Origin of the sequence: Bacillus sp. S71 (genome assembly GCF_016625265.1) — a bacterium.
Classification (GTDB): Bacteria; Bacillota; Bacilli; order Bacillales; family Bacillaceae_G; genus Bacillus_A; species Bacillus_A cereus.
Window position 1 is genome coordinate 58724 of sequence record NZ_JACVUW010000002.1, and the last position, 24593, is coordinate 83316.

The following is a 24593-nucleotide window of genomic DNA, read 5'->3' on the forward strand; positions in this document are numbered from 1 at the left end:
GGTAGTTAATGATTATCATTATCAATTAGAGGTGAAGGAATGAAAAAATCTATTACGCTATTTACAGCGATTTTATCTATTTTTTTCTTGTTAATAGGTTGCAGTGCCAAAGGGGACGAAAAAGCGTCTGCAACCAAAATAGAAAAAGGAAAAGAAAAAATCGAAATTACCGACCTGTCAGGGAGAAAGGTAACATTCGATAAAGTACCAGAAAGTTTTGCAACATTAAGTATGGGAGACATGGATATTATTCATGCTTTAGGTGGAAAAGTAGTAGGTCGTCCGGATACGAAATTAACTCTTCCAGAGGAGTTAAAGAAAGCAAAAGTAATCGGGAATGCACATCAACCGAACTTTGAGCAAATTGCTAGTTTAAAGCCCGATGTACTTGTTGCTAACAATGGATTCCAAAAGAATGTGCCAACGGTTGAAGGACAGGGAACGAAAGTAATCATTTCTTCTGCGAATTCTGTACAAGATATTCAAAAGAATATTGAATTATATGGAACGGTAATGAAGAAAGAAGATAAAGCAAAAGAACTTAATCAAAAAATCAATGATCAAATGAAGAAATATGAGAAAAAGAGCGATGTGAAAGCATTGCTAGTGTATGGCGCACCAGGTACTTATTTAGCGGCATTACCAACATCTTTATCAGGTGATGTTTTAGAAAAAACAGGCGGGAAAAATATTGCTTCTGATTTTCCAGAAACGAAAGAATATCCGCAATATGCACAGCTAAGTGTAGAACGTATTATTGAGGCGAATCCAGATGTCATTTATTTAATTACACACGGAGATCCCAAAAGTGTGAAAAAAGCATTCGAAGGCGAAATGATGAAAAATGAAGCGTGGAAAAATTTAGATGCAGTAAAACAAAACCGCGTAGTTATTTTGCCACCTGATTTATTTGGATCTAATCCTGGGACAAAAGTTACAGAAGCAATGGACTTTATGTATAAAAGTATACAAGATGTAAGGAAATGATACGTATGGAAAGTAGTGAAGTAGTAAGAGAAAAGGAACATCCTTTTGCGAAAAAAAGATGGATAATAGCAGTTACTTTAGTTGTATTAACAATTCTAGGCCTCTTTTACGGACTTTTCGCAGGAAGTTTATCTTTTTCTGTACGAGACATTCTAACAGGTATACAAGATGAAGGTTCGACAGTTCATCGAATTGTATGGGATCTTCGCATACCGAGAGTTCTCGTTGGGTTTATAGTAGGAACATGTTTAGCTGCATCTGGTACACTGCTGCAAGGGGTTATGAGAAACCCTCTTGCAGATCCTGGTATTATCGGGGTTTCATCTGGAGCAGGCCTTGTAGCAATTGTCATCATGATTTTATTCCCACAGCATCTAGCTTTTTTACCACTAGGGGCGTTTTTAGGAGCTTTCATAACAGCGATGGTTATTTATGCTTTATCATGGCAAAAAGGGGCACCACCTTCAAGAATCGTCTTAGTAGGAGTGTCAATCAATGCATTAATTGGTGCAGCAACGTCAGCTTTAATGTTATTACATAGTGACAAAGTACAATCCGTGTTACCGTGGCTAGCGGGCGGCATTGGTGGTGTAAGTTGGGCACATTTAAACATGATTATTTATTATGCAATATTCGCCATTATATTAGCTTTCTTTGGTATTAAGCATATTCGAGTGTTAATGCTTGGAGATGAAATGGCAAAACTATTAGGACATAATGTGGAAAAAAGTCGGTTTTATTTAATCGTAGTAAGTACATTATTAGCTGGAATTGCGGTAAGTGTGTCTGGTCTTATTGGATTTGTCGGTCTTGTCGTACCACATATGCTACGTTTATTAGTTGGAAATGATTATAGATATTTGCTACCTTTATCATGCCTTGGCGGCGGGGTATTACTTGTTTTTGCAGATGCAATAGCTCGAAGTTGGTTTGACCCAATCGAATTGCCTGTTGGTATTTTACTGTCCTTCTTAGGTGGTCCTTTCTTCTTATATTTAATTCATAGAGGAGGAAAACAACGTGATTTCCGTTAACAAAGTGTTTTATGCACACTCTGAAAGATTTCAAATGCAAAATATGAATGTACATATTAAGGCTGGAGAAATCGTTAGTTTAATTGGTCCGAATGGATCGGGAAAATCTACTTTGCTTCGTTTAATAGCAAGGCTACTGAAACAAAGCGAAGGGGACATCATTTTAGATGGGAAAAATATTCATATGATGAAGAGTGCTGATGTAGCGAAGCAATTAGCGATGTTACCACAAATGCATGATCATCAATTAGATTTGACAGTGAAAGAACTAATTGAGTTCGGAAGAGGTCCACATAAATCATGGAGTAGCCGCTTAAATAAAGAAGATGAAGAAATTGTTGATTGGGCATTGTCTGTTACAAATCTTGAAGGGTATGAATATCGTCTTTTACATTCTTTATCAGGAGGGGAACGGCAACGTGCTTGGATTGCGATGACGCTAGCGCAACGTACAAATGTCTTATTATTGGATGAACCAACAACCTTTTTAGATATCGTTCACCAGTTGGAAGTAATGGAACTTGTGAAACGATTAAATGAGGAGTTTGGAATGACAATTATAATGGTTTTACATGACATTAACCAAGCTGCTCAATATAGCGATCGTTTACTCGTATTAAAGCGAGGAAAGATTCAGTATGATGGTATACCAGAAGAAGTACTATGCCATGAAATGTTTCAACATGTATTTGGCATAGATGTAGATATTTTTCAAGGAAATGACAAACCGTTTTTTACACCGAAACGAATTTCTAGAAGGGGAGAAGAGCGATGCAAACAGAAGAGCGTATTACCACTGAATTAGTAAGAGAATTTGTTATGGCAGCTCACGGGAATTTAGAGAAAGTACAAGAGCTATTAGCTGAATCGCCAAGCTTACTTCACGCCTCTTATAATTGGGGTGGATCAGATTGGGAAAGTGCGTTAGGCGCATCGGCACATGTAGGTCGTAAAGATATTGCTCTTTATTTACTAGAAAAGGGTGCTCGGATGGATATTTTTGCAGCAGCTATGCTTGGTGAATTAGAAGTTGTACAAGCTATTTTAGTAGCTCAACCAGAAGCATTGCGTGCATCTGGCCCTCATGGTATTTCTCTTCTTCAACATGCACGAATGGGTGGAGAGAAATCTAAGCGTGTATATGATTATTTAGCAATACTATCTTAATGAACGAAGGAAGTTCTTATGTGCGGTAAACTTTTCACTTGAAACAATTGGAAAGTTTACCGCCCGTTAGAACGGGATAAGTATCTAGTATATTTGAAAATCCTACACCCCCCTCAATTGTAGTTTTCTTTATGCTAGTTATGATATGGATGCAGTGGACAATATTTGTCTACTGCTTTTTTTAGTTATTAAGAATGAATATTCTGTATTTTATTGTTGGTTCATTTATCCCGCTATTTTCCAGGCAGTAAGACTCCCGCCTAAAAATTCGGCTAAAGCAAAGAAGTTAGACGGGAGATACACTGCCCGTAAACGCCTGGTTGGTGAAGGCTAATAATCAGTGGGGATGAACAAAATTTCCCACTGATTAAAGTTTCACTTTATAATAAATAGTAACATTTCGTATACACACAAAACGTGATCGTGAAATGAAGAAAAAATTAGTGGAAAGGAGTGCCAGCATGTTTCATACAGAACGTTTACAAATTCGCAAATATACAATGGATGATTTACAGTTCTACGCTTCACTGTGGGGGAACGAGAAGGTAATGCGTTATATTGGAAATGGGACGTTAAAAACATATATGCAGTGTAAAAAAAGTCTGGAGGAATGGGTGATTCCTAGCTATAAAAACGGTCTCGGTTTATTTGTATTGATTGAAAAGGAAACGGGAACAAGAATTGGTCATGCAGGGCTGGTAAAGCAGAAGATAGATGGAAAAGAGGAAATTGAAATTGGTTATTGGTTACTTCCTCAGTATTGGGGAAAAGGGTATGCAAAAGAAGCGGCGGCAGCATTTCGTGACTATGGTTTCCAAGCATTACGAATGAATAAATTAATTTCTCTTATTAATCCGAATCATCCCGCCTCAATATTTGTTGCTAGAAAAACCGGGCTCAGCTATGAGAAAACAACGTCATTTCATGGAATCGATGTTCTAGTTTATTCTATTAAGCGTGTTGGATGAAAAAATTACTTTTTTAAAGGTAAATTGCATTTTTTGAAGAATGGTATATGAAAATAAAGGGAGGGGTTACATGTACATTTATCATAATGGACTTATTATTCGTGAGGGAACGAGTAGCGTACCAGCATATGCAATTAAAGCTTTGTTTGAAGATGCTGGTTGGAGTAATGATAATATCCCTTCTTGGCAAATTGAAAAATTTACGATAGCATTCGAAAATTCAACATGGGCTTTCACAATTTGGGATGAGGAAGAGATGGTTGCGATGGTTAGAGTCATTTCTGATGGAATTATGATTGCGAACATAGTAAATTTAGTTGTGAAGTGTGAATATAGAGGGAAGGGATTAGGTAAGAAGCTTGTAGCTCTTTGCCTGCAAAAACTTCCCCACGGTGATTGGTTTGCGCATACATCAGCGAACAATTTTGATTTTTATAGAAGTTGTGGATTTGAAGTTAGAGAGCTATCGAGAAATGGAACATGTGCGTATTATGGATACCAAGTCGCGAAAAGAGATGGTCACCGATAAATGAATGGAAAGTAAAAAAGTATAGCGAGGTAATTTTGAGACTTTTGATAATAGAGAATGGATTGAGGCTCGTTTTATGATAAAATAAAAGAAAATTCTGTTTATTATTAGGGGGATAAAAATGAGTGTAAAAGCTGGGGATGTATTTAAATATGAAAGAAGATTTACTGAGGAAGAAGTTTTTGAATTTGCAAATATTACCGGTGATAAAGGTAGACACCATGTGGAATACGATGAAAATGGAAGATTAATGGTTCATGGTTTATTGACTGCTAGCATTGGGACGAAAGTGGGAGAAGAGTTACATTACATAGCAAGAGAATTAGTAAGTGAGTTTATTAGACCAGTTTTCACAGGAGATACGATCACTTGTGAACTAACTTTAACAAATGTTGAGCAAATGGAAGGCTATAAAAAAGTTTCAATCGAGTCAGTTTATCGCAATCAGCATGAAAAGACTGTACTAGTTGGGACAAGTTATGGAATTATAAGGGGATAAAAAAGAAGCCTGTTTAACAGGCTTCTTTTTTTTATTATTTAATAAACACGTTTTCGATTTTCCGCATAACTAGAGATGAGTAATAATGCAGTTTCTTCTCCTATATTACGAACAATATGAGGAACGCATGCATTCCATGAGAAAGAATCACCTTCTTCTACAATTGCAATATCTTCACCGTGCTGAACTTCTAGTTTTCCGCGTAATACAAGGTGACATTCTTCCCCTTCATGGGCATTTGGTGAGTTTTCTTTCGGGAATCCAGTAGGGATTTCTACTAAAGATAGGCGAAGGCCCCCTTGCTCCGCAACATGTTCAATTCTTTGCTCATCTTTGCCGTATACACTGTATTTCCGTTCTTCTTTTTTGACAATTTTTAATCGATCTTTTTGCTCTAACAATAAATAGGGAAGGGGAACGTTTAAAAAATTGGAGATCGTTTCTAAAGTTGAGATAGATGGTGATGTTTTATTATTTTCAACCTGACTCATAAATCCTTTAGAAAGACCTGTTCCCTCGCAAATTTGTGCAATTGTTATGCCTCTACGTTGACGAATTTCACGTATTGCAGAACCAATATTCATAAAATCAAGCTCCTTTTTGTAAACAACTATTTGTATCATAGCAAAAAAAATATATTTTTTCCCAGTGAAAATGAATTGACGAATAAAAAAAATTAGTGTATGTTTTGTAATGTAAATAAAAGTTTTGTATGAGAAAACTATAAAGGAGAGAATGAAATGAATCAACATATTGGTAACTTAATTATTCGTATCGTGTTAGGGGTAACATTCTTCATGCACGGTTTAACAAAATTCCAATCAGGAATTGACAATATTGCAGGATGGTTTACAAGTATTGGTTTACCAGGAGGACTTGCATACGGTGTAGCAACGTTTGAATTAGTTGGAGGTCTATTATTAATTCTAGGTTTAGGTGTAAGATATATTGGATTATTATTTGCACTTGTTATGGTTGGAGCAATCGTAAAAGTGAAATGGTCAGCTGGTTTATTGGGAGATGGAAAAAATCCTGGTTTCGAATTAGAACTTGCATTATTAGCAATGGGTGCATACTTATTTGTTGCAAAAGCTGATGGTTTTGTAGATAATTTCTTAAAAGAAAAAATGTCAAAAAAGAACTAATTTAAATGGGGGGGCTAACAAGATGAGTTTTCAACTTCATCCCGATACAACACTTGATGTTGTTCATTTATACGTATCTAATGTAAAGAAATCACTAGAGTTTTATACGGAAGTACTAAGTATGAAGGTGCTAAGAGAAGAAGAAGCAGTCGTTACATTTGGGAATGAAAATGATGAACCACTTCTTATCATTGAAGAAAAGAAAGAAGCTTTTCCGAAGCAAAGAGGAAGAACAGGGTTATATCATTATGCAATTTTATTACCAAGTAGACAGGATTTAGCGAATGTTCTTCGTCATCTTGTAGAGATGGTATATCCACTACATGGCGGAGCCGATCATTACTTTAGTGAAGCTCTTTATTTAGCTGATCCAGATGGAAACGGGATTGAAATTTATCATGATCGACAAAAAGAAGTTTGGCGTGATGAGAATGGAGAACTCCCATTTGTTAGTAACCCGTTAGCTGGTGAAGAATTATTACAGCAAGGAAGTACATGGAATGGCTTTCCAGCTGGTACTGTGATGGGGCATATTCATTTTCATGTAGCTGATTTAGAGGAAGCGAAACGTTTCTATGTTGATGGTCTTGGTTTTGAAGTAACGATTCCAGCTCGTAATGGAGCATTGTTCGTATCTGCAGGTGGTTATCATCATCATATCGGTTTAAATACATGGCAAGGTGAAGGGGTACCACCGCAAATGCCAGGTTCTGTTGGTTTGAAATATTTCACAGTTGTACTAGCGAATGAAAAACAAAAAGAGCAAGTATGTGAAAGCTTAAAAAATATTGGCAAGATTGCTACGTACAAAGATGGAATATTACAAGTCGAGGATCCATTTGGACATTGTATCCATTTCAAAATAAAAGGAGAAGCCTAAAAAGGCTTCTCCTTTTATTTTCTTATAATTGCTTTTTCGTTTTGTAAAAATAGTTCATCAAATTGTTTTGCAAGCTCAAAATCTAGTTTCGTTAAACCTTTTGCATTCCAAGATGACAAAGTAATAATAACTGCTTTATACTGGATAAGGATAAATGGATGGTGATTATGTTCTTCTGATAGTTTGGCGGCTTCAGAGACAAATTCGACTCCTTTTAAGTAGTCGGAAAACATATATTTTCGTTCAATCCATTTCTCATCTTTTACCATCCATTTATCTACCTTCAATAATTCTTCGTGAACTTGTTCTTCAGTTAATCTTAGCATCATTTTTCACATCCTTTACTGGAAGTAACGCAAGACCATTGTTAATAAGGCGTGTTACAGCTTCGTCAGTTGTGAAAGTAGAAAGTTGATGTAGTAATGCTGCCGATGTTTCATGCCCTTTGTTATGCTCTAAAAGTAACTCTAATACTTCAAGGCGCAGCAACCATTCTTTCGCATAAAATTTATTTAATACTTCTTGAATTGCTACTAATTGATCGATATGCGCGTCGTGTAAAATCCCCTCACTTCGAATATCTCGAACTGTTTGATACATACGTTCAAGTTCATTCAGTACAAGTGGAGCAGGAATTTCGTGAACTTCTTCATCCATTGGGAAAAATGCTGCGGCATCTGCGGCACCTGGGAATACTGAAGTGATTTGTGAGCCAACAGCCATATCAAATGCGCCCCATGAAGCATCAAATAAAACGCGGGCGTTATAAGTAACTGTGCAATCGATAAAGGAAATAAGAGCAATTTTCTTATCGTTTTTTACAATATCTGTTACTGTTCCTTTTACATGAATACCACTTGCAAAAGTAAACTCAGCGATAGTTCCAATTGTAATTCCTAATGATTGTAGTTGTTCGTCTGTACAATTTTCTAATGCAATATTTTCAGTGAGTAATCCAATCGGTGTTCCAAATCCGTCACTGTGTACAGAAGTAGAATGATTTGCTAACTGTTTATTATGAAGCGCTAATGCCGTTGGCGAATTTGTTCGCATGTAAATTAATTCACCTGCATCGTTTTCAATTGTCTCGCTAAATGTACCTGTAATTTGTAATCCACTATTTAGCTCAGCTGTTGCATAGTTCTCAGAGCGAATTGCTTTTTCTAAACCTTCTTTTCCACCTGTTTTAAAGGCCATTGTTTTAGAAAATGTTTCAAGCGCATCTGTTAATTCTTCAAAGGATTCACAAACAAATAGTTGTGGTTGCATTTTTGTTACGTCATAAGTTGTCCCTATACATGCTTCGATAGAAAATGGAACCTTTTCTACAGCGTCTGTTAAGCAATGTTTGCTTTCGCCAACAGAAGAAAGGAGACCAGCACCATATATCTTTGGATCATCTATATTTCCGATCAATCCATATTCTACTGTCCACCAGAAAAGACGTGAAATTTGTTCAGCTTCTGATAAACCAGAAACTAAGTTTTGTTTTTCAATTACAGCATTTTCAGCAGCCTTAACTTCATCAGGAGTAGAAGTAGGGCTTTCTTTCACTATCGTTAATGTACGAACAGCTTCAAATGCATCATGTTCTTCTTTTGTAGAGAAAGCTTTTGCACCAATTTGCCCAAAACGTTTCACATATTTTGCATATGTAGGATCAAGTAAAATCGGTGCGTGTCCTGCGGCTTCGTGTACGATATCTGGAGCTGGTGTGTACTCGATATTTTCTACTTTCCGAATATCTGTTGCGATCGGTAGTAATCCGTGTCCTTGAAAATCGAAGAATGCTACGCCGGGAATAAGTCCGTCAATCGTTACAGCGCCCCAGCCACTTGGTGCCAAACACTCATTCATTTCTTCTACTTTTGGAATTGCATCTATATTAATACCAGATGATTGTAGTCCGTTCACATAGGCTGGATGAGCAACGTCTTTTAAGAAGCTATGATTTTGTCTCATAATGTAACGCCACACAGCGTGATTCACCGGTGTGTATTGATCATAATGTTGTGTGGATACGAATGGTTTTAAATGCGATGGAATTTCTGTTTTCTTTGTCATTTAGACATCCTCCTTTTTTTCTATAAAATTGAATATCGATTTCGTATAGCTTGTATCACCTCCCTTCATTATTTGTAAGCGCTTATAAAATTTTATCATAAGATTCGGAATTATTTAACATCTGTTTCTGTGAGAAATAGAAAAAGCCCCTATCGGAAAATCCGATAGGGGCGAAAGAATCGCGGTACCACCCTATTTGTAAGTGAAAATATACTTACATCTCAATTAATGATAACGGAAAAATTCCGTCTTTTCCTTCATGCATAAAAGCACTACGAAAAAGAAGCTCCAGAATTGTAATTCATACTTATATATGTGCTAATTTCCACCGACCATTAGCTCTCTGTAACAGGGATATAAGATACTACTGCGATTCTTTCAACGCGTATATATGAAATTGTGTAAGAGGATGGACGCAAAAAAGTCCCTATCGGAAAATCCGATAGGGACGATAAAAATCGCGGTACCACCCTATTTGTAAACAACTAATTGTTTACCACTCACTTTACGATAACGGAAAGATCCGTCTTTCTCTTCATGCATAAAAAGCATTACGGGAAAGAAGCTCCAGAATTGTAATTCACGCTTGTATATGTACTGATTCGCACCAACCATCAGTTCTCTGAGACAGTGATATAAGTCGCTACTAGTATTCCTTCAAAGCCGATATATAATTCGTTCAACTAAACTATGTTTTGTATTATAAAACTATATTAAAAAAATTGTCAACAAAAATTTTTTATCCCGTGTTAATGAGCAGTAAAATTCCTACCTCAAAATTCGGTTGGAGCAAAGAAGTGAGATGGGAGATTAACTGCCCGTAACTCCCGATTGGTGAAGGGTAATAATCAGTGGGGATGAACGAAATCTCTACTGATTAAAGTTTCACTTTATTTCACTTCTAAATTAACAGTTAAATTAGAGGTATTGCCAGCTGCATCAGTTGCTACAATGTGAATAGTATTTTTTCCTTCTTGTAATTGAGTACGATCGAAATAAATGTCATAGCTTTTCTCCCAAGGGTTCAGGAATGCCTGGTCCCATACACCATTTCCGTTAATTTCATATTGCATTCTCACTGGAATACCAGGTGCTATCCAACCAGATTCTGACATCCAATCTAGTAGAATATCATCAACTTTTCCTCTAATTACGAGATTTTCTTGGTCAACTTCGTATGTTAACTTAGGTGCAGTTCGATCAAGAAATACAGCAGCTGTTTGTTTTGTTTCTCCGCCAGAATTAGAAGCAACTGCTTCGATTTGATATAGCCCGTCAGCTAAAGGAGTTCCATCGGTTTTTGTACCATTCCATTTGAAAGGTTTGTATCCAGGAGTTGCATTTTTAGCTTGATGGATAATCCCTTGATACGTTACACGTTCTTTCGTAACTAAATTTGCATGCAATGTTACATCATCCACAGGCGCAACTAAATAGTAGTTGATGAGATTATCATCTAGTACTTGGTCGCCATTTGGGCTAAAAGTAGAATTAATAATTTCAAGTCCATCGATACGTTTATAATCTTTAGGATCGATACTAAATGTGAATGGAATTCGAATTTCTTCTTTTGCCCCTTGTTCTTTTACATATACATTTCCAGTATACACACCTTGTGGTAGTGAGCTATCTACAGTGATAGTAAATGGTTTTTCGGTACTACTATTCGGTTGAATGCTAATCGATGAAGGGACAGAAGCTTTTACTTTTGTGTTTGTGTTTGCATCTAGTAACTCCACACGAGTTGAAAAACTTTTCTTTTTACTAGAAAGGTTTTGTAATGTAACATTTTGCGTCAGTTTTACTTTTCCGCTATTTGGCTTAATAAGACCAAAGCTGACATTGTTAGGTTTTACTAATACATTTGTTTGAGCTGCTTTCGGAATGTTAATTAAACCTGATCCTTGTGCCATAATAGGGTATGTATTTTCATTGACATCATGTAATGTTTTTGCATTGTTAGCAAGAGCCGCTTTCAATTGTTCTGTCGTCCAATCAGGATGCATTTGACGCAAGAGGGCAACCGCTCCAGCTACTTGCGGAGCAGCCATACTTGTTCCGTTATGCGATTCATAGCCGCCTCGCGGTACTGTACTAGTAATTTGTACTCCAGGTGCAACAACATCAGGCTTTATTAGCCAACTTCCTTGTGATGGTCCTCTTGAACTAAAGTTACCGATAAGTTCTGTTTGCTTTGGTTGTCCAATTTTTATATTTTTCTTTCGTTTTGTAATTAAAGTTTTTAATTCTTCCCCATTTGTATTTGATAATTGCATTACTGGGACAGCTAGATGTTCACGTGAAAAATATTCCGGCATCATATTAATTTCTTTTTCGCTAGAGATTAATAACACACCAAGTGCCCCAGCTTGCTTCGCTTGTTCTGCTTTTACTAATGTACTAGAAGTACCTTGTAAAATAAGTGCGAATTTCCCTTTCACATCTTGTTTTGCATAATCACTTGGATTGCCATAACCAACGTATACAAGAGGGGAATCATTTCCTATTGGAAAATCGGATTTTGATAACGGTAACCCTTGATATGTTTTGCTGGAACCAGCTACTTGGAATGTTGGAAACGGGATAGAAACCGTAGATGCTCCAACAGAAATGACACTACTTGCGTTACCGGGAGCATCAACAGACCAAGGTTTTGGTCCGTCATTTCCATTTGAAACGACAGTAGTAACACCAAGTTTCGCTGCTCGTTCTAACGTTAATGTTACAGGCTGATCAGGTACATTTAAATCCTGCCCAAGGGAGAGGTTTAACACATCCGCACCATCTTGAATCGCTCGCTCAATCCCTTGGATAATATCATCTGTTGTACCAGTTCCACCGTCATTCATTACACGATAGGCTAGAATAGAAGCGTTTGGAGCAACGCCTTTAATTTTTCCATTACCCGCAATAATTCCAGCTACATGAGTACCATGTACGTTACCATCCATTGGATCGCTATCTTCATCAACCGTGTCATATCCACCGATATAATTTGCCTTTAAGTCAGGGTGTGTATAGTCTACGCCAGAGTCGATAATGGCTACTTTCATGCCTTTTCCATCAAGCGTTTTGCCAGATGGATCTTTTAAATTCCACGCTTCAGGTGCACCAATTGTCGGTCCACCGATATTTGGTGCTTCTTCGTTAGTAGTACTTTTTGATGTTTCATGCAATTTATATGTTAAGTTCGGATAGACTGCTTTTACTTCAGGTAAAGAGGCAAGAGAGGTAATTTGATCTCCAGGAACTGAAATAGAGAATCCGGAAAATAACGTATTATACACTTCTTTAATTTTTGCACCAGGTGCTTTTTCTTTTATTTTCTTAGTCGTATCTTCTTGTGCTTTTTTTAGCTCAGCATGATAAGACTGCGCATTACTATTTTGTAAATCTGGAGCATGCTGAATATTACTTTGAGCAGCGAGAGGTGCATGTTGCAATTCTACAATTACTGATATTTCTTTTGTTGTTTTCGTTTCAACATTTTGAGCAATTTTATGTTCTCCCCACTGTTCAATCGTTGTTTTTAATTGTGGACTAAATTGCTTCTCCTTTTGTAGTGATTCAGCATGAGTGCTTAAAGCTCCAAAACTAGAAAAGACAAGCGCCATGCTTAATAGTGTAGATGTAGTTTTTTTCATTGATACTCCCCCTAATAAAAAGTGCCAATATTCAGAAATGAAATCTTACATTTTAGTTAGAACTTATAAATATAAATGTTGGCTAAACTATACTTTCGACATAATTCATACCAATCCTCTATGAATTGAAAATTTCTTGGGAAATTTTTTCTGATTATGTCGAATCGATATTTTTCACATATTGTAGGAAGAAAGTGAGGAATGCTATGAGGGAAATGGAGTGATGGTATGAAAAGGCTAATAGTAAGTGGTAGTGTAGTGTTGTTTATGTTTTTATGTTCTATCGCTATTACTAGCGCAGAAAATAATAGTGTGAAAGTTGCTTTTATTCGTCATCATAACCTTTGGATTAAAGTTGATGGGAAAGAAAAACAACTTACAAAAGGAGAGAACATAACAGGGCCAAAGTGGTCACATGATGGAGAATGGCTGGCATATGTAAAAGGGGAGAAACAAAATATTCTTGAGTTATATCGGCTGAAAGATGGAAAGAAAGTTACGCCGTTTCACTCAGAAGCATCGAATTATCAATGGTCACCAACAGAAAATATAATTGCATTTATATTTACAGGTACATTGAATACATTTGATGTAGAAAAAAAGAATGCAGATTTTGAAAATGTATCGGCTGGTGTGGGTGATTATGCATGGTATCCTGATGGAAAGAACTTTCTTGTATCCTCTGAAGCGCACTTACTTCCAACAGGATGGACAGGGGCTCAGCTATATGAAGTGCAAAAAGATGCACATATGAATCCTCACAAAATGAAGCATTTGTATGCATTGCCAAATGAACATGATGATTTTCTATCGCTAGTAGCAAGTGGCTTTAAGTGGTCACCAGATCAAAAGTGGATTTCATTTTTAGCGGTACCGACAGCTTCATGGTCAGCTGATAGTAATACGCTTTGCTTAGTTCGAGCAGATGGTAGTCGGTTTGAAATAGTAGATCAAATGCTATTAAATACAGAATGGTTCAAATGGGCGCCATCAAAAAACATATTGGCTTATATTGAAGGAAGCGGGAGAGTTGCATTAGAGAATAAACATTTAAAAATAAAAGAACTGCCAGCACTCCAGCAGCAAACATTTACGCCGAAAGGATATGTGGATTGGGATTTTACATGGAAGAACGATAATGTAATTATCGTTTCACGAGCAAAAGAGGGAGGGTTTGAAACTCTGCCAGAAAAAAGGCCATTCCCATCTTTATATGAGATAAATAGCACAAGCGATAAACAATATCAAATTACAAAGTCATCTAATAAGCAAGGCGATTATCATCCAATTTTCATGAAGAAGAGCAATCAATTAATATGGATACGTTCAGATCGTAAGAAAGCTAATATATGGATAGCTCATAGTGATGGAAAACATGAAAAAAAGTGGATTGAAAATGTAGATATACCAGAGTGGTATTATGAGAAATGGAATTGGGAAAATGTTATCTCGGTGAAAGAAGAATAAAAAACTGCCTAAAAGATTGTTTTAGGCAGTTTTTCACTGTTATTTATGTGTTTTATTTGGCTTTTTTTTCGCTGGGTTTCCGTTCCCTTGGCGCTTTCTATTTTGTTCATCTTTTGCTTGTTTTTCATGTAGTGTATCTAAAAATTCATTCGAGTTACTCATGTTTATATCTCTCCTTTCATTTTGTCATGATTACTATAACCAATTAGGAGGATAATCATGAGTTAGAAGTTAGGCACTTAATTTTCTTCGATAATGTAAGTAAAATATTCCATACATAACAAATAGCATGAGTAAAACTTGTAACTCTACATTTGCCTTTAAAATAGCTGCGATAGGGTCTGGTAAGTACGGTGATTTATCATTTGTGCTTAAACCTAACCATTTATTTAAGAGGCTAATGGTACAAAACATAAAAACACCGGACCAGCTTGCCGTAATTGCTTTTTGTTTAATTTTTGTTTCACGTTCATCATCTGTAATCCAAGGATTAGCAGTTTTATCACTACTAAAGAAGCCGTTTATATATCCCCATATAATCATTCCAATAAAGACAATTATCCATTTCATATATGTAATTCTCCTTTCGGTGTAAAAAGTATTTTACATGTAATATTGTAATGTTTTACAAACCTTCGTGTCAAACATTTTTTACATATCGGTTTTTATACAGCAGGAATAAAGAATGCAATAGGGAAGAAATATGTGTGAGGATTTTATAGTAAGAGGAGACTGAATATGAAAATCGTTTTTGTTCGGCATGGTGAAGGTGAACATACAACGGATTTAACAGAAAGTTTACAAGTGTTTGACCCACCATTGACGAGAGTAGGAAAGGCTCAAGCTAAATTACTTCAACGTGATGTATCATTACAAGAAACGGATATATTAATTGTTAGTCCTACACTTAGAACTTTACAAACGGCGACAATATGGAGTGCGAAAGTAGCTTGTCAAAAAATAGTCCATCCATATGTATCTCCGCGTATTTTTCCTTATCGAGAAGGAGCGAAAACATTACCGTGCGATTATATAGTAGATCAGGAAATGATAACAAAGTTATTTCCGCATTTTTCGATAGAGAAAAGCTCAAATAATCAGTTATGGAAGGAAGGTATAAACACTATTTCAGAGAATAGTTTTCAGCAAATAGTAGATGAATTTCTTCTTTGGTGTTATGAACTGGGTGCGGAAAGAATTTCCATTGTATCTCACGATGGAACAATTACAGCATATAGGCAATATTTACAGAAAGTCGTTTTAACTAGATCAGATTTTTTGAAAGAAACAGGTATATATGAAATGGATTTATCCCATAAAAGTCTGATTGATAAGGGCTGATTATAGGATGGAGGTTGTTTGTTGAATATTGCATTAGTAGTTGGTTTTAATTCGGATTTAGAGGCGCAATCAATACGAGCATCTCTTGAGTATTTTGGTGCAAGAGTTGTGACATATTGGATTGGTAGACCGAAAGATTTTGTGGAAGTTCTTTCTGGAAAGAACTTATTTAACGATATTAATTATATTATTTTTTGCTTTCATGGTGAAGAAGGGAAGTTTGTCATGGAAGAGTTAGGCGAAGAAGTATATGAACAAGATGAACCGAGAGGGTATTTTGGTAAAGCAGAAATTTATAAATATGCAAAATTGCATAATACACATATTGTAAATAGCGGGTGCACATTAGGGGAGCAAAAACTTGCAAAATCTTTTTTACATAGTGGTGCAAAATCATATATTGGATCGATTGATTATGTAGATGGAAATGCAGCACTTATGTTTACTATACGCTTATTTTATGGGGTTATTAACCATGGGAAAACGTTAGAAGAAGCGTTTCAAGAAGCGAGTTTAATTGATGAGGAGACACATACATTTCGATTCTATAATTAGTATGAAACACGTTTATTCTATATTCGAATAAACGTGTTTCACATTTAACTCACATTTTTTTTACATTTTTTTCAATGAAAATGATTATCACCTGTGTTATGATATGTTCAAGTTTTTACAGGTAATAAAAGTTACTATATAAACGTTAGTTTTTAATGTTTCATACACATGTCATGAATTATTCATAATTAACATTTGAAAAATAAGTAACTAATGTTATTATATTAACTGTAACTAACTTAATTACAACTTTAGGAGGAAGATATGGTTATTCAATTTTTAAGAGAAAACAAAGCAGTTTCTTTTGTATTAGCAGTAATTCGAGTATATCTTGGTTACACATGGTTAATGGCTGGAATCGGTAAACTACAAGGAAAAGGATTCGATGCAACAGGTTATTTGCAAGGCGCAATTGAAAAATCTAAAGGTGCACAACCGGCTGTTCAATCTTGGTGGGCATCATTCTTACAAGAATTTGCAATTCCAAATGTAGATTTGTTTAATACGCTTGTAACATGGGGAGAAATTTTAGTCGGAATTGGTTTAATTGTAGGCTGTTTAACAAAAACAGCGGTCTTTTTTGGTCTTGTAATGAACTTTTCCTATATGTTTAGTGGGTCAATTGGTGTGAACCCTGAGATGGTTATCTTATCTATGTTTGTTCTTGTTGCCGGTATGAACGCTGGGAAATTTGGAATGGATGGCTTTGTTATCCCGAAAGTATTAGGATCAAAAACTCAAAAACGCCAAAAGCAAGCTGCTTAATATATGAAAACGGGTATCTCAAAATGAGATACCCGTTTATGTTATTTTTCAACTTTGATCGGATTGTTCTTAAAGAAGTCTTGTACATACCCGACAAATTCTTGTGGTTCTTGGCGAAATGGTGCATGATAACCTTTTTCAATAATATGTAAAGTGCTATTTTTTAAGAATTGATGATACGTTTCTCCTTCTTTCCAAGAAACGCTACTATCATTTCTGCCCCATATAATTAAAGTCGGCTGTTTCATTTCATTCGCATTAATTTTAAGACGTCTAGGCCATAGTTTCATTTTGTTATAATGCTCTTCATCGTTACGTTTGAATTTCACTTTGCTCTCATCATAATCAGTAATAGAAGAAACGGCATTTAAATCAGTCGGCAATTGTGGTTTTGGTGAGCCTTGTTTAGTAACGAATGTATGAGGACCACCTGTAGCATCAGTTAAAATAAGGTGAGTAACTGCTTCAGGATATAAATATGTTAAATTTAGAGAAATTTCTCCCCCCATGGAATGCCCCAGTATTGCGAATGAATCATACCCTAGTTTTTTCATTAATTTATAATACAAATTTGCATGAGTTGGAAAAGAATAATAAAAATCCATTGGCTTAGATGAGCGCCCGAATCCTAAAGCATCTACAGAAATAATTGTATGATCTTTTGCTAAATCGGAGTAAATCTTTTGAAAACCATCTGATGACCCTCCAAAGCCATGAATCATAAGTAAAGGTGGTTTTTCATTACCAATCTTTTTAAAGTAAATGGTTTGACCATCTATTTCTACCATTTTTTCCTCGGTAGCTAGTTTAGCTGTAATTGTATTTTTTACTTGCTTTACTTGTTCTACTGGCTTTTCTGCTGCACTACATCCTACTAATAGTGTAAGAGTAAGACAACCTACCATAAAATAGCTAAATCGCTTCAATTAGGTGTCTCCTTTCTAACATAACGCTGTATCTATCATAGCAAATAGCATATTACGATTTCCAGGAAGTTGGCTACCATTTTTTATCATAAGAGGTGAAAGGAGCGTTTCTTGGAAATTTTCTGTTTGAAGAAATTTACGAAATATAAATTGTGAATGTGGGACATCAATTCGTACTATACCATTCCAACATTCACATATCTTTTTTAATAATTGAATAGCATCTTCTTCTTGCTTGGCGATAAGTGGATGGATACATAATATATTGCCCTTTTGTATGCATAATGAAAAAGCTTCTATACGGTTATTTCTTTCAATTTTAAAAGCGTGTATGGCCCTTGGTAATAGCAAAGAGTAAAGTAGAGAACGATTCACACCAGTTGCAATTTGATCAAGAGAAGTAAGAGATATAAGGTCTTCTTCTCGTACTTGTTGTAAGTGAGAAGGATATGTCTTAGTAGTTTGCTTTTCAAAACGATGAATTGTTGTTGCTGTTTGAAATCCACATGATGTGTATAGAGGTTCGCCAGCTTTTGTCGCAATAAGTGCAATTGGTTGTTTTGGATGAATTTGTTCCAAGCAATGATTTAGCAACATGCGCCCTATTCCTCGTCCTTGAAAATTAGGGTGAACGATTAACATACCAATGGAAGTGAAGTTACTTGTAAAAGGAAATACTCCTCCAGTCGCAATGAGTTTGTTTTCATGAATATAACCTACAAGTGTGCCGATAGAAAGATACATTTCGAATTGCTTTTTCATAAAAATTTCATCGTGTAACCATCCAACAGATTTGCAAAGATTAAGTAATTCAAAAATAAAAGACTCATTTAGCTTTACTATTTTCATAAAGGCTCACCGCATTTCTATTTAATTTCATAAAAATAGAGTCAAAATGTAAAAAAAAGAGATTTACGTTAAATGAAATCCAACCTGTTTATATTTAAATTGTAAAGGGCAGGATGGCTGATACGAAGAGACAAAGTTATACAAATTATAACTGATATTTACATAAGTTAACAAAAAATTTACATACAGCTAATTTTCTCTTAATAGTCTTCCATTAAATTTGATAGTGGGAAATGAATAACCTAATTAGGGGGACAAGACAGTGAAAAAGTTTGTGAAAAAAGCATGGCCATTTGCAGTTGTGGCATCATTAGCAGTTACTTCGGTAGCAACATGGAATTTTACTCGTTCTAGTGAGGTTAATGCAGATGAGAACGGAAGCAATGCAAAGATTAAAAATGTTATCGTATTAATTGGGGATGGTATGGGCCCTTCATATATGACGGCTCACCGTTATATGAAAGATAATCCAAAAACCTTTGAAATGGAATCTACAGAATTTGATAAGCATCTTGTAGGAACACAAAAAACATACCCAGAAGATGAGCATGAAAATATTACAGACTCTGCATCAGCAGCAACAGCTATGTCAGCAGGGATTAAAACATATAATGCTGCAATTGCAGTTGATAATGATAAAGCGGAAGTGAAAACGGTTCTTGAGCAAGCGAAAGAAAAAGGGAAATCAACGGGACTTGTTGCAACTTCTGAAATTACACATGCAACACCAGCTGCTTTCGGTGCGCATGACATTAGCCGTAAAAATATGGACGCAATTGCAAATGATTATTTTGATGAGAAAATTAAAGGGAAGCATAAAGTAGATGTTATGCTTGGCGGCGGCGTAAAGAACTTTGTTAGAAAAGATCGTAATCTTACAGAAGAGTTTAAGAAATCTGGTTATAGCTATGTAACGGATCGAGATCAATTGTTAAATGATAAAAATGATCAAATTCTTGGTTTATTTGCACCAGGTGGATTAGATAAAATGATTGATCGTAATGATAAAACACCTTCATTAGAAGAAATGACTAATGCAGCAATTGAGCGTTTGAACAAAAATAAAAATGGTTTCTTCTTAATGGTGGAAGGAAGTCAAATCGACTGGGCTGGACATGATAATGATATCGTTGGTGCAATGAGTGAAATGGAAGACTTCGAAAAAGCTTTCAAAGCAGCGATTGAGTTTGCGAAAAAAGATAAAAATACGTTAGTTGTTGCAACGGCAGACCACGCTACAGGTGGATTATCTTTAGGGGCCAATGGCGAGTATAACTTTAAAGTAGATCCAATTAAAGCTGCAAAACGCACACCAGACTTTATGGCAAATGAGATTGCAAAAGGTGCAAATGTAGAAGAAACATTGAAAAAGTATATTGATTTACAATTAACTCCAGAAGAAATTCAAGCTGTAAATGATATAGCTCCGTCAAAAGATGTAACAAAGATTGATAATGCAATTGAAGATATTTTCAATAAGCGCTCGGTTACAGGCTGGACAACTGGTGGACATACAGGGGAAGATGTGAACGTGTATGCATTTGGTCCAGGTAAATACTTATTCTCAGGCGTTCAAGAGAATACAAATATAGCGAAACGTGTCTTTGATATTGTTGGCGGTGGCGATCCGAATAAAGGAAGACGTTAATTAAGAGCGAAAGTGAGGCGAAATGCCTCACTTTTCTTTTTAGGAGTTGGGAATATGGAAAAAATATTTAGGAAATTAAGATTCCTTCTAGTATTTGTAGTATTACTAGTTGGATGTCAACAAGAAGAGAATAACGTAGAACAAAAATTTACTACTAAAAAAACTGAGGAAAAGGTACAAATAACAAAAGAAGAAGAGAAATCTATTCAAGATGTTATTACTACATTTGTGCGAACGACGAATGAAAAAAATCTTGCAGAACATATGGAGTTATTTTCAAAGAAGATGCCTAGTGCTGAAGACTTAAAAACACAAAAAGAAGCCGCATTTCAAAAGGGAAATAAGAAGATTGAATTGGAACATATAGATATGAAAGCTAGTAAAGTAGGGTATGTTATTGTTGAAACGAAAGAAAAGGAAGTAGACGATAGTGTCACTCTTCAAAAGAAAGTACAGTACGCTCTTGGAAAAGAAGATGAGAAATGGAAGATTGAAGAGGTTCGCACGATAGAGAAAAAATAACGTGAAACTTTAATAAGTGTGGGAGTCACATCTCCAAAAAAATGGTATAAAAAAAGGTTCTCATTGGCGAGAACCTTTTTTTATAGTGGTAGCATAATTTGATTTGAGCATGCCTCAATATCATCAATATCTTGACGAATTGTGGCCATTTTATTATCAAGATCTTCAGCTTTCATTGCTGCATCATGTAGTTCATCTTTTAAATACTCCGGTATTTTCCCTTCATATTTATAATAAAGTTTGTGTTCTAAACTTGCCCAAAAGTCCATTGCCAGTGTACGTAACTGAATTTCTGCAAATACATCTTTTGTACCAGAATTCAGTGATAAAGGATATTTAATAATCATGTGTAAACTTTTATAACCGTTTCCCTTTGGATTAGCGATATAATCTTTTACCTCTATGATTTCCATATCTTCACGCTTTTGAATGACTTCTTTTAAATGATAAATATCTTCTACGAAGCAACATGTAATACGAATACCAATAATATCTTGTAAATGCGTTTGAGCATTTTCAACTGTCGGTAATAAATTTTTACGTTCCAGCTTTTTAATAATACTTTCAGGTTGTTTTAGTCTTGTTTTTATATGTTCAAACGGGTTGTAATCCTCTAAAAATTGAGCTTCCCGGTTCATAATTTCAAATTTAGTTTTTAACTCTTCTAAAGCAAATGTATATGGTAATACAAAAGCTTTCCAGTAGTTAACTGTTGATTGATTATATTCCATTTTATATACACACCTTTTCCTATTTACAAGTGAGGTTGTTATTATACTAAATACCAAATCATATAAGCACAAGCGGCAAATGATGAGATCATAAAGCGATATTTAGTTTTCATACTTTCAACTCCTTTCGAGTAAGATTCTATATAAATAAACGTGATTGTTAATAAGTTCACTATGTACAATTTCTATAGTAATAGATTCGTGTGAATTTCGTATGAACTAATTGTTTCAGCTTTTTGTCTTTTTTGCTGTTAATCATAATTATTATTCGGATTTAAAGTGTTTTTATTTGATTTATCTATTTGTATAAATTAATGTATATTTAAATTTATAGTTATTAAGGAGGATATATGGTGAACTTTGAAGAATTAGCAATTGCTAGACGTTCTGCAATGAAATTTATACAAGGTATAGAAATCCCTGATGAGGATTTTAAAAAAATGTTTGAGTTAACTAAGCTTTCTCCATCTTGCTATAATTTGCAGCACACACATTATGTTGTAATTCGTGATCAAGAGCGAAAAGAAAGATTAAAAGAATTAGCGTTCGGTCAATATAAAGTATCGAGTGCATCAGCGGTAGTGCTCGTTTGTGGTGATAAAAGAGCATACCAAAATGTTGAAAATATTTACTTCGGTATGAAAGTTTTAAAGATGATTGATGAATGCGAATATGAAGATACAATTAGGCAAACGAAAGGTTTATATGAAGGAAAAGGAGAGCGTTTCATGGAGGATGAAGCGATTAGAAATGCTTCGTTAAGCGCGATGACTTTTATGTACGCAGCTAAATATTATGGCTATGATACATGTCCAATGATTGGTTTCGATGAAAAAGCAGTACAAAGTGAATTAAATATGCCAGAGCATGTAATACCTGTTTTAATGATTACGATAGGGAAAAGTGATACGACTAAAGTTCGTCCAAGAGGATATCGAAAGCCAATTAGTGAGTTTGTTACATACGAATCGTTTTAATAAAATTTATTTAACTATAAAAACAAGGGGATTCTAAATGGAATCTTCTTGTTTTTGCAATTGACAAATAGAATGAAGTTTTATAATATATAAATCGTAATCATTACGTTTTAGTTTGCGATCTTTGAAAGAAAGGAGAATTACCTATGCGTGTAAATATTACATTAGCTTGTACGGAGTGCGGTGATCGTAATTATATTTCTAAAAAAAATAAACGAAACAATCCAGAACGTATCGAACTAAAAAAATATTGTCCACGATTAAAGCGAGTAACGTTACACCGTGAGACGAAGTAGAAGACTAGAGATATCTCTAGTCTTTTTTTTGTTAATAAGTTTTGGTTTTCTTTGTTATAATTACCTTAAATTGTAACAAAGGAGAGGGCATGGTGAATCAAAAAGATAAAGAAAGAAAAGAGCACGTAGCTCATATTATTGAAATTCCAGATGAATATAGGCTTGTTGTAGATGATCAAGAAGGGGTTGATGACCCGTATCATCTATTATGGTGGGGACATAAAGATGATGAGGAGAAACAGATACAAATTACATTAAATAGACATACTGGTAATTTAATTGAATTTAGGATAGATGATGGAAATTCTTTTTCGAGTGATAAGGGAGCGATAGAGGAGAATAAAGCAAGAGAGGTTGCAAATACATTCTTAAAAAAATATACAAAAGAAGGATATGAATTCTATACATATGTAACGGTTAAGGACGACAGGCGCGGTTGGAAAGAAGTAAATTATATGCAAGAAGTGAATAGCTATCCATTGCCGAATACTGGGTGTGTTGTGCGAGTGCACCCTTCAGGTAATGTTGTGCATTTTCATTACAATGGACAAAAAGCCATAGAGAAAAAACCGTTATGGCCAAGTGAAATTGTTGGGGAGAATATCGTTTTAGAAAATTTGAAAGCTAGACAAGATATGAGACTTGTATTTGTAGATTTAACATACTCTTCATGTGAGTATGAAAACGGGGAAGAAGTAAAAGGGTACCATCTTGTATATGAACCAGAGCCTAGTCATGCGTTTATTGATGCAAGTACAGGTAAAGATTTATATGGGCCAGAACACTATAAATTACCTTCTACAGTACTTGTTGATAAACCGCTAAAGAGTAGTCAAAAAAAAGATGTGTTTGATTTATTTGATTGGGACAAGGAGAAGTTTGTCAAAATAGATGAAAAAGTAGATGAGGATGAAGTCCGGATAAAATTTGTATTAAAAGAAGAATTACAAAAAGAAATAGAAGAGAAGGATTCATATTCAATGGATGAGTTTTATAAAAAACATTTTCCAATGTTGAAACATGATGAATTCGTTGTAATTACTCTAGATAAAGAAACAAATCAATTGCTTTCTTTTTTTATGTGGAAGGATGAGAAAAAAAGGAAAACAATCTTATCGAGAGAGCAATGTTTAAGCAAGGCACTTCAATTTTTAGAGCATATTATCCCAGATGCGACAAAGTATGTTCAACTTTGGGATAATTATGAGGAGGAAGAGGGGATAGAGAGGTTTTCCTTTTCAATCTATGTAAATGACATTCATGTAGAGCGGAAATATATTATGATCAACATCAATGCAGAAAATGGTGCTGTGATGCACTACTCTGGAGAGTCTGGCAACTTTATAAAAGAATTACTTACATATGAAACAACACCAAAAGTAACAAAAGAAAAAGCGTTAGAAATATACAGAGAGGCTATCCGAGTTAAATTAGAATGGTTTGTAGATCATGATGCAGAGGAAACGAAATACAAACTACTGTATAAACAAACGACAGATGAAAAACATAAAGAACCTTTTGATTGTAGTCGGGAAATTCGTTATATTGATGCCCAAACGGGGAGAAATATTTGGAGTAAGTAAAGTAAAAAGAGTTATT

Annotated in this window: 27 protein-coding genes and 2 other annotated features; of the genes, 18 read left to right on the plus strand and 9 right to left on the minus strand. The window is 35.2% G+C overall.

Going from position 1 to position 24593, the window contains the following annotated elements:
- Positions 1-39: 39 nt before the first annotated feature.
- The 7 genes from IBT51_RS03680 (at position 40) to IBT51_RS03710 (ending at position 5184) form a co-directional block, all read left to right on the plus strand.
- Positions 40-987: an ABC transporter substrate-binding protein gene (locus IBT51_RS03680; protein WP_048558750.1), complete on the plus strand. Its 948-nt coding sequence runs from the start codon at positions 40-42 to the stop codon at positions 985-987.
- 5 nt (positions 988-992) lie between these two features.
- Positions 993-2021 carry a FecCD family ABC transporter permease gene (locus IBT51_RS03685; RefSeq protein ID WP_002082127.1) on the plus strand — a complete coding sequence of 343 codons (1029 nt, stop codon included), beginning with the start codon at positions 993-995 and terminating at the stop codon, positions 2019-2021.
- Positions 2008-2826 carry an ABC transporter ATP-binding protein gene (locus IBT51_RS03690; RefSeq protein ID WP_000626528.1) on the plus strand — a complete coding sequence of 273 codons (819 nt, stop codon included), beginning with the start codon at positions 2008-2010 and terminating at the stop codon, positions 2824-2826. Before IBT51_RS03685 ends, IBT51_RS03690 begins: the two co-directional genes overlap by 14 nt.
- On the plus strand, positions 2793-3188 hold the full coding sequence (locus IBT51_RS03695) for an ankyrin repeat domain-containing protein (protein WP_053565472.1): 396 nt from the start codon (positions 2793-2795) through the stop codon (positions 3186-3188). Before IBT51_RS03690 ends, IBT51_RS03695 begins: the two co-directional genes overlap by 34 nt.
- 428 nt (positions 3189-3616) lie before the next feature.
- Entirely contained in the window at positions 3617-4156 is a 540-nt protein-coding gene (locus IBT51_RS03700; RefSeq protein ID WP_002024815.1) for a GNAT family N-acetyltransferase, read from the plus strand.
- Positions 4157-4226: 70 nt separating this feature from the next.
- Positions 4227-4685 (plus strand): GNAT family N-acetyltransferase, encoded by a 459-nt coding sequence (locus IBT51_RS03705; protein ID WP_000276127.1) that lies wholly within the window; start codon positions 4227-4229, stop codon positions 4683-4685.
- Positions 4686-4806: 121 nt separating this feature from the next.
- The gene (locus IBT51_RS03710; RefSeq protein ID WP_000111564.1) at positions 4807-5184 is read left to right on the plus strand and encodes a hotdog family protein; all 378 of its coding nucleotides are present in this window, start codon (positions 4807-4809) and stop codon (positions 5182-5184) included.
- A gap of 38 nt (positions 5185-5222) precedes the next feature.
- Here IBT51_RS03710 and IBT51_RS03715 read toward each other — a convergent pair whose 3' ends face one another.
- On the minus strand, positions 5223-5768 hold the full coding sequence (locus tag IBT51_RS03715; protein ID WP_001020693.1) for a helix-turn-helix domain-containing protein: 546 nt from the start codon (positions 5766-5768) through the stop codon (positions 5223-5225).
- 156 nt (positions 5769-5924) lie between these two features.
- Here IBT51_RS03715 and IBT51_RS03720 point away from each other — a divergent pair, with 156 nt between their 5' ends.
- Together IBT51_RS03720 and IBT51_RS03725 are read left to right on the plus strand one after the other, a co-directional pair.
- Positions 5925-6329 carry a DoxX family protein gene (locus IBT51_RS03720; RefSeq protein WP_001071553.1) on the plus strand — a complete coding sequence of 135 codons (405 nt, stop codon included), beginning with the start codon at positions 5925-5927 and terminating at the stop codon, positions 6327-6329.
- Between the two features lie 22 nt (positions 6330-6351).
- A complete protein-coding gene (locus tag IBT51_RS03725) occupies positions 6352-7209 on the plus strand; it encodes a VOC family protein (protein ID WP_000009848.1) in 858 nt (285 codons plus the stop codon).
- A gap of 14 nt (positions 7210-7223) precedes the next feature.
- Here IBT51_RS03725 and IBT51_RS03730 read toward each other — a convergent pair whose 3' ends face one another.
- The 3 genes from IBT51_RS03730 to IBT51_RS03740 all read right to left on the minus strand — a co-directional run bounded on the left by IBT51_RS03730 (position 7224) and on the right by IBT51_RS03740 (position 12917).
- On the minus strand, positions 7224-7538 hold the full coding sequence (locus IBT51_RS03730) for a 4a-hydroxytetrahydrobiopterin dehydratase (protein ID WP_000979553.1): 315 nt from the start codon (positions 7536-7538) through the stop codon (positions 7224-7226).
- On the minus strand, positions 7519-9273 hold the full coding sequence (locus IBT51_RS03735; protein ID WP_000163188.1) for an aromatic amino acid hydroxylase: 1755 nt from the start codon (positions 9271-9273) through the stop codon (positions 7519-7521). Before IBT51_RS03735 ends, IBT51_RS03730 begins: the two co-directional genes overlap by 20 nt.
- 163 nt (positions 9274-9436) lie before the next feature.
- Positions 9437-9664: a binding site (T-box leader), on the minus strand.
- 50 nt (positions 9665-9714) lie between these two features.
- Positions 9715-9943: a binding site (T-box leader), on the minus strand.
- A gap of 220 nt (positions 9944-10163) precedes the next feature.
- Complete coding sequence (locus IBT51_RS03740; protein WP_200458077.1) at positions 10164-12917, minus strand: S8 family peptidase; 2754 nt, start codon at positions 12915-12917, stop codon at positions 10164-10166.
- A gap of 228 nt (positions 12918-13145) precedes the next feature.
- Between IBT51_RS03740 and IBT51_RS03745 the strand changes: the two genes are divergently transcribed.
- Complete coding sequence (locus tag IBT51_RS03745) at positions 13146-14384, plus strand: TolB family protein (protein WP_197234390.1); 1239 nt, start codon at positions 13146-13148, stop codon at positions 14382-14384.
- A 39-nt stretch (positions 14385-14423) separates the two neighbouring features.
- Here IBT51_RS03745 and IBT51_RS03750 read toward each other — a convergent pair whose 3' ends face one another.
- The gene (locus tag IBT51_RS03750; protein ID WP_000071866.1) at positions 14424-14546 is read right to left on the minus strand and encodes a DUF4023 domain-containing protein; all 123 of its coding nucleotides are present in this window, start codon (positions 14544-14546) and stop codon (positions 14424-14426) included.
- A gap of 69 nt (positions 14547-14615) precedes the next feature.
- Positions 14616-14954 (minus strand): hypothetical protein, encoded by a 339-nt coding sequence (locus IBT51_RS03755; protein ID WP_053563627.1) that lies wholly within the window; start codon positions 14952-14954, stop codon positions 14616-14618.
- 168 nt (positions 14955-15122) lie between these two features.
- On the opposite strand from IBT51_RS03755, the gene IBT51_RS03760 reads away from it, so the two are divergent.
- The 3 genes from IBT51_RS03760 (at position 15123) to IBT51_RS03770 (ending at position 17045) form a co-directional block, all read left to right on the plus strand.
- Positions 15123-15725, plus strand: coding sequence for a phosphoglycerate mutase family protein (locus IBT51_RS03760; RefSeq protein ID WP_088022818.1), 603 nt, complete (start codon positions 15123-15125; stop codon positions 15723-15725).
- A gap of 18 nt (positions 15726-15743) precedes the next feature.
- Positions 15744-16280 carry a hypothetical protein gene (locus IBT51_RS03765; RefSeq protein WP_025118463.1) on the plus strand — a complete coding sequence of 179 codons (537 nt, stop codon included), beginning with the start codon at positions 15744-15746 and terminating at the stop codon, positions 16278-16280.
- A gap of 264 nt (positions 16281-16544) precedes the next feature.
- On the plus strand, positions 16545-17045 hold the full coding sequence (locus tag IBT51_RS03770; protein ID WP_000236608.1) for a DoxX family protein: 501 nt from the start codon (positions 16545-16547) through the stop codon (positions 17043-17045).
- 41 nt (positions 17046-17086) lie between these two features.
- Here the strand turns inward: IBT51_RS03770 and IBT51_RS03775 are convergent, their stop codons facing one another.
- Complete coding sequence (locus IBT51_RS03775) at positions 17087-17971, minus strand: alpha/beta fold hydrolase (RefSeq protein ID WP_000819813.1); 885 nt, start codon at positions 17969-17971, stop codon at positions 17087-17089.
- 15 nt (positions 17972-17986) lie between these two features.
- Positions 17987-18820 (minus strand): GNAT family N-acetyltransferase, encoded by an 834-nt coding sequence (locus tag IBT51_RS03780; RefSeq protein ID WP_000706702.1) that lies wholly within the window; start codon positions 18818-18820, stop codon positions 17987-17989.
- A gap of 262 nt (positions 18821-19082) precedes the next feature.
- On the opposite strand from IBT51_RS03780, the gene IBT51_RS03785 reads away from it, so the two are divergent.
- Together IBT51_RS03785 and IBT51_RS03790 are read left to right on the plus strand one after the other, a co-directional pair.
- The gene (locus tag IBT51_RS03785) at positions 19083-20468 is read left to right on the plus strand and encodes an alkaline phosphatase (RefSeq protein WP_000714908.1); all 1386 of its coding nucleotides are present in this window, start codon (positions 19083-19085) and stop codon (positions 20466-20468) included.
- Between the two features lie 54 nt (positions 20469-20522).
- The gene (locus tag IBT51_RS03790) at positions 20523-20990 is read left to right on the plus strand and encodes a hypothetical protein (RefSeq protein WP_053563631.1); all 468 of its coding nucleotides are present in this window, start codon (positions 20523-20525) and stop codon (positions 20988-20990) included.
- An 80-nt stretch (positions 20991-21070) separates the two neighbouring features.
- Here the strand turns inward: IBT51_RS03790 and IBT51_RS03795 are convergent, their stop codons facing one another.
- Positions 21071-21721, minus strand: coding sequence for a GTP pyrophosphokinase (locus IBT51_RS03795; RefSeq protein WP_000456213.1), 651 nt, complete (start codon positions 21719-21721; stop codon positions 21071-21073).
- Between the two features lie 350 nt (positions 21722-22071).
- Between IBT51_RS03795 and IBT51_RS03800 the strand changes: the two genes are divergently transcribed.
- The 3 genes from IBT51_RS03800 to IBT51_RS03810 all read left to right on the plus strand — a co-directional run bounded on the left by IBT51_RS03800 (position 22072) and on the right by IBT51_RS03810 (position 24577).
- Positions 22072-22698 carry a nitroreductase family protein gene (locus tag IBT51_RS03800; protein WP_200458076.1) on the plus strand — a complete coding sequence of 209 codons (627 nt, stop codon included), beginning with the start codon at positions 22072-22074 and terminating at the stop codon, positions 22696-22698.
- A gap of 146 nt (positions 22699-22844) precedes the next feature.
- Positions 22845-22994: a 50S ribosomal protein L33 gene (gene rpmG / locus IBT51_RS03805; RefSeq protein WP_001265617.1), complete on the plus strand. Its 150-nt coding sequence runs from the start codon at positions 22845-22847 to the stop codon at positions 22992-22994.
- An 89-nt stretch (positions 22995-23083) separates the two neighbouring features.
- Positions 23084-24577, plus strand: coding sequence for a YcdB/YcdC domain-containing protein (locus IBT51_RS03810; RefSeq protein WP_200458075.1), 1494 nt, complete (start codon positions 23084-23086; stop codon positions 24575-24577).
- The last annotated feature ends 16 nt before the right edge of the window (positions 24578-24593 follow it).

Bases quoted from the DNA above. Each gene is read 5' to 3' on its own strand.
- IBT51_RS03695 (WP_053565472.1), top strand. From the start codon at position 2,793: ATGCAAACAGAAGAGCGTATTACCACTGAATTAGTAAGAGAATTTGTT.
- IBT51_RS03700 (WP_002024815.1), top strand. From the start codon at position 3,617: ATGAAGAAAAAATTAGTGGAAAGGAGTGCCAGCATGTTTCATACAGAA.
- IBT51_RS03795 (WP_000456213.1), bottom strand. From the start codon at position 21,721: ATGGAATATAATCAATCAACAGTTAACTACTGGAAAGCTTTTGTATTA.
- IBT51_RS03725 (WP_000009848.1), top strand. From the start codon at position 6,352: ATGAGTTTTCAACTTCATCCCGATACAACACTTGATGTTGTTCATTTA.
- IBT51_RS03770 (WP_000236608.1), top strand. From the start codon at position 16,545: ATGGTTATTCAATTTTTAAGAGAAAACAAAGCAGTTTCTTTTGTATTA.
- IBT51_RS03685 (WP_002082127.1), top strand. From the start codon at position 993: ATGGAAAGTAGTGAAGTAGTAAGAGAAAAGGAACATCCTTTTGCGAAA.
- IBT51_RS03680 (WP_048558750.1), top strand. From the start codon at position 40: ATGAAAAAATCTATTACGCTATTTACAGCGATTTTATCTATTTTTTTC.
- IBT51_RS03750 (WP_000071866.1), bottom strand. From the start codon at position 14,546: ATGAGTAACTCGAATGAATTTTTAGATACACTACATGAAAAACAAGCA.
- IBT51_RS03740 (WP_200458077.1), bottom strand. From the start codon at position 12,917: ATGAAAAAAACTACATCTACACTATTAAGCATGGCGCTTGTCTTTTCT.
- IBT51_RS03780 (WP_000706702.1), bottom strand. From the start codon at position 18,820: ATGAAAATAGTAAAGCTAAATGAGTCTTTTATTTTTGAATTACTTAAT.
- IBT51_RS03705 (WP_000276127.1), top strand. From the start codon at position 4,227: ATGTACATTTATCATAATGGACTTATTATTCGTGAGGGAACGAGTAGC.
- IBT51_RS03745 (WP_197234390.1), top strand. From the start codon at position 13,146: ATGAAAAGGCTAATAGTAAGTGGTAGTGTAGTGTTGTTTATGTTTTTA.
- IBT51_RS03730 (WP_000979553.1), bottom strand. From the start codon at position 7,538: ATGATGCTAAGATTAACTGAAGAACAAGTTCACGAAGAATTATTGAAG.
- IBT51_RS03720 (WP_001071553.1), top strand. From the start codon at position 5,925: ATGAATCAACATATTGGTAACTTAATTATTCGTATCGTGTTAGGGGTA.
- rpmG (WP_001265617.1), top strand. From the start codon at position 22,845: ATGCGTGTAAATATTACATTAGCTTGTACGGAGTGCGGTGATCGTAAT.
- IBT51_RS03715 (WP_001020693.1), bottom strand. From the start codon at position 5,768: ATGAATATTGGTTCTGCAATACGTGAAATTCGTCAACGTAGAGGCATA.
- IBT51_RS03800 (WP_200458076.1), top strand. From the start codon at position 22,072: ATGGTGAACTTTGAAGAATTAGCAATTGCTAGACGTTCTGCAATGAAA.
- IBT51_RS03755 (WP_053563627.1), bottom strand. From the start codon at position 14,954: ATGAAATGGATAATTGTCTTTATTGGAATGATTATATGGGGATATATA.
- IBT51_RS03710 (WP_000111564.1), top strand. From the start codon at position 4,807: ATGAGTGTAAAAGCTGGGGATGTATTTAAATATGAAAGAAGATTTACT.
- IBT51_RS03760 (WP_088022818.1), top strand. From the start codon at position 15,123: ATGAAAATCGTTTTTGTTCGGCATGGTGAAGGTGAACATACAACGGAT.
- IBT51_RS03790 (WP_053563631.1), top strand. From the start codon at position 20,523: ATGGAAAAAATATTTAGGAAATTAAGATTCCTTCTAGTATTTGTAGTA.
- IBT51_RS03810 (WP_200458075.1), top strand. From the start codon at position 23,084: ATGGTGAATCAAAAAGATAAAGAAAGAAAAGAGCACGTAGCTCATATT.
- IBT51_RS03735 (WP_000163188.1), bottom strand. From the start codon at position 9,273: ATGACAAAGAAAACAGAAATTCCATCGCATTTAAAACCATTCGTATCC.